The organism is Thermodesulfovibrionales bacterium (genome assembly GCA_026417875.1).
Lineage (GTDB): Bacteria > Nitrospirota > Thermodesulfovibrionia > Thermodesulfovibrionales > CALJEL01 > CALJEL01.
This window is the reverse complement of record JAOACK010000110.1, coordinates 1-565: the sequence shown is the minus strand read 5'-3', so window position 1 is coordinate 565 and position 565 is coordinate 1. Positions and strand designations below refer to the sequence as shown.

The 565-nt window shown below is 37.7% G+C and carries 2 protein-coding genes; both read left to right on the top strand.

Going from position 1 to position 565, the window contains the following annotated elements; translation table 11 throughout:
• Positions 1-20: 20 nt before the first annotated feature.
• On the top strand, positions 21-209 hold the full coding sequence (locus N2257_10680; GenBank protein MCX7794849.1) for a DJ-1/PfpI family protein: 189 nt from the start codon (positions 21-23) through the stop codon (positions 207-209).
• A partial coding sequence (locus N2257_10675) for a molybdopterin-dependent oxidoreductase (protein ID MCX7794848.1) occupies positions 199-565 on the top strand: 367 nt, incomplete at its 3' end. The genes N2257_10680 and N2257_10675, both read left to right, overlap by 11 nt.

Here is a 565-nt window from a genome sequence, read left to right as displayed (position 1 = left end):
GTGTATAAGAGACAGCTCTTATCTCTGCTGGACTTTTAAAGGGAAGACATGCAACATGCTACAAGTCCGTAGGAAAAGAGATGATAGATTCAGGCGCTCATTATGAAGACAAAGAAGTAGTTGTTGATGGAAACTTAGTAACTTCGAGAATGCCTTCAGATCTTCCCTATTTCTTGAGAGAATTGATGAGATTAGTCCATGGAAAGTAAAAAAATTATCATAAGTCCTATTAATCTTAGAGAAGACAGGCTCCCTCCCGGCCAAAGATGGATTGAAAATCCAATTCCCTATGACATAACAGAAGATACCAATTTTTCTTCCAATGACTATGCCCTCGAATTTTATGGTGAAGTAGAAAAGCCTCTTAAGATAACCTATCAGGAACTACTACTAACCTTTCCACAGGTGGAACTGATTACAGATTTTCATTGTGTAACCCATTGGAGTGTTAGGGAAATTCATTGGGAAGGGGTTCAGGTAAAGGAGCTTTTAAAAATTGTAAATCCCCGATCAAAGTATGTCTTAATATATTCAAAAGATGGCTACACTACCAATACCTTAACGG